Below are 2993 nucleotides of genomic sequence, written 5' to 3' on the forward strand. Positions count from 1 at the left end.
CGCGCAACGCGAACAGGCGGCCCAGCAGGCGGCGCCGACCGCGCCGTCAGGCGCTCCCGACGGCAATCCCTATGCCGATCCGGCCGCGCCCTACAAGGTCGACCACGTCCAGGCCTCGGGCAAGTTTCCCGAGAAGATGCTGAACACCCCCAAGTCCATCACGGTGCTCAGCAAGGAAGTGCTCGAGGACAAGAACGCGACGACGCTCAAGGAGATCGGCCGCTCCACCGCAGGCGTGACGCTGGGCTCGGGCGAAGGCGGCAACGCCTTCGGCGACCGCTTCTTCATCCGCGGCTTCGACGCGCGCAACGACGTGTTCATCGACGGCATCCGCGATCCCGCCGTGTCCATCCGTGAGAACTTCTTCACCGAGCAGATCGAAATTCTGCGCGGGCCGGCATCGTCCTACGCCGGCCGCGGCACGGCCGGCGGCGCCATCAACATCGTCACCAAGCAGGCCGGTGATCGCAACTTCCAGCGCGTGGATTCCGAGTTCGGTACCGACATGACCAAGCGCGTCACGCTCGACGTCAACCAGGTCATCGACCCGACCTTCTCGGTGCGCACCGGCGGCCTGTTCCAGGACGCCAACGTGGCCGGCCGCAACTATGTGACCGACAATCGCTGGGGTTCCTTCATCTCGACCAAGTACACCCCGACCAGCGACATCAAGATCACCACGAACTATGTCCATACCGATCTCAGCGGCTATCCCGATTTCGGCGTGCCCTTTTACAGGCAGGGAAATGTGCCGGTGACCTCGGCCGGCATTCCGCGCGGCAACTGGTACGGCTTCCTCAACCGCGACTTCCAGACCGCGCGACAGGATTTCGGCACCGGCATCATCGAGTACAAGGTCAACGAGGCCATCACGCTGACGAGCAAGGTGCGCGGCGAGCACTCGGTGCTCAACTACATCGGCACGCTACCGCAGAACCCGATTACGACCAGCCCCAATCCGCTGCTCTGGACCACGACGGCGAGCGCGCAGAGCCGCTACCAGAACGTGGACGTGTGGGCCAACCAGGACGAGGCCACGTTCAAGCTCGACACCGGCGGGGTCAAGCACACCGCCGTGTTCGGCGTCGAGTATGCGAACGAGAACATCTCGATCGACCGCTATGCCGGTCTCGCGGCGGAGCTGGCCGGCTCGCCCTTCACGAGCGCCGGGGCCATCTCGGGCGTCAATCTGTATTCGCCTCAGTACACTAACCTCTCCGGCTTCGGCACGCCCTCACTGGTCGGAAATCCAACGCGCTACGGTGTCAACACCAGCAGCGTCTATGTGATGGACACCGCGAATTGGCAGGACACTATCATCGTCAACGGCGGCGTGCGCTACGACGGCTATAGCCAGAGCGCGTCGAACAATGCCAGCTATGTGAAGCAGAACGCCGATCTGGTGAACTACAACGTCGGCGTGGTCTACAAGCCGATGTCGATCGGCAGCATCTATGCAGCCTACGCGACCTCGGCCAATCCGTTCGGTTCTGAACTAGACGCGACCGCCACCGACTACGGCGGTGTTCCGCCCAACTCGACTCTCTTGCTCGGGCCCGAGCGCAACAAGGCGATCGAGCTCGGCACCAAATGGGAGCTTGCTGATCGCCACCTGCTGGTGACCGGTGCGCTGTTCCAGACCACCAAGGACAACGCGCGCGAGACCGTCGCCGGCCTGCTGACATCGGGCGCGGCCTATAGGATCCAGGGCATCGACATCGAAGCCGAGGGCAAGATCACCGATCGCTGGAGCATCTTTGGCGGCCTGGTGTTGATGCAGTCGAAGGTCACGCAGAGCGGCGTTGCCTCGAATCTCGGCCTGCAGCTTGCCAACGTTGCCCACCAGTCGTTCAGCATGCTGACCAAGTACAAGTTCGACGGCGGCTGGGAGCTCGGCGGGCAGGCGGTGTACCGCTCGAAGGTTTACGGCGGCACCTTTGCGGCCAACACGAACGAGTTGCCGAGCTATTGGCGCTTCGATGCGTTCGTCGAGAAGAAGATCGACCAGAACTGGACCATGAAGTTCTACGCGCAGAACCTGACCAACAAGCTCTATTACGACTCGTTCTATCGCAGCGCGGTGCCGTTCGTGGCGGTCGCGCCCGGCCGGGCGTTCTATGTCGTGACCACAGCGAAGTTCTGATCATGTTGACGTGCCTGGCGGGCGTTCTTAGCAAGGATGATGTGGCGGATTTCCGCCGCATCATGGACGCGAGCGAATGGGAGGACGGCCGCTCCACCGCCGGCGCGCAGTCGGCGATGGTCAAGCGCAACGAGCAACTGCCGCCCGATAGCGACGTCGCGCGAAAACTCGGCAACCGCATCATCTCGGCGCTGACGTCGAATCCGCGTTTCCTCGCGGCGGCAATCCCGCTCCAGATCTTCCCGCCGTTGTTCAACCGCTATGCGGCGAGCAGTGGCCACCATTTCGGCCTGCACGTCGACAACGCAATCCGCGGTGACCGTCTGACCGGCCTTCGCATCCGCACAGACCTGTCGGTCACGCTGTTCCTCGCCGAGCCGGAAGAGTACGACGGTGGCGAACTTGTGATCGAGGACACTTACGGCTCGCACGAAGTGAAGTTGCCAGCCGGCGACTGCGTGCTCTATCCCTCGACCAGCCTCCATCTCGTCACCCCCGTGACGAGGGGAACGCGGGTTGCGTCTTTCTTCTGGCTTCAGAGCATGATACGGGACGATCAAGCCCGGAGCATGATCTTTGACCTCGACACCGCGATACAGGCGCTGGTGGAACGGCTCGGGCGTGACGATCCCGAAACGGTCAAATTGACAGGTATCTATCACAACCTCATTCGCTACTGGGCCGAAGTATGAAGACCATGACCTCCAAAGCAAGCCTTGCCGCAGCCGCGATGCTGGCGGCCGCCTGGCTCGCATCTCCTGTTTCCGCCCAGACGCAAACCCCGCCGGCACCGGCGCAATCGGCGGCTCAGCCTGTCCCGGTCAGTCCGGCTCCGGCCGTGACTGCACCT

At 63.1% G+C, this 2993-nt stretch carries 2 protein-coding genes; both read left to right on the plus strand.

What is annotated here, in order from left to right; genetic code table 11:
• Positions 1-2143, plus strand: a 2143-nt coding sequence (locus MOV75_RS32790; RefSeq protein WP_247007398.1) for a TonB-dependent siderophore receptor, incomplete at its 5' end; no start/stop codon positions are given.
• Between the two features lie 2 nt (positions 2144-2145).
• Positions 2146-2835: a Fe2+-dependent dioxygenase gene (locus tag MOV75_RS32795; protein ID WP_247007400.1), complete on the plus strand. Its 690-nt coding sequence runs from the start codon at positions 2146-2148 to the stop codon at positions 2833-2835.
• Positions 2836-2993 lie beyond the last annotated feature (158 nt).

The organism is Bradyrhizobium sp. PRIMUS42 (assembly GCF_023006515.1).
Lineage (GTDB): Bacteria > Pseudomonadota > Alphaproteobacteria > Rhizobiales > Xanthobacteraceae > Bradyrhizobium.

What these genes read in the sequence shown, in the direction of transcription:
- MOV75_RS32795 (WP_247007400.1), top strand. Translation starts at nt 2,146, where the DNA reads ATGTTGACGTGCCTGGCGGGCGTTCTTAGCAAGGATGATGTGGCGGAT.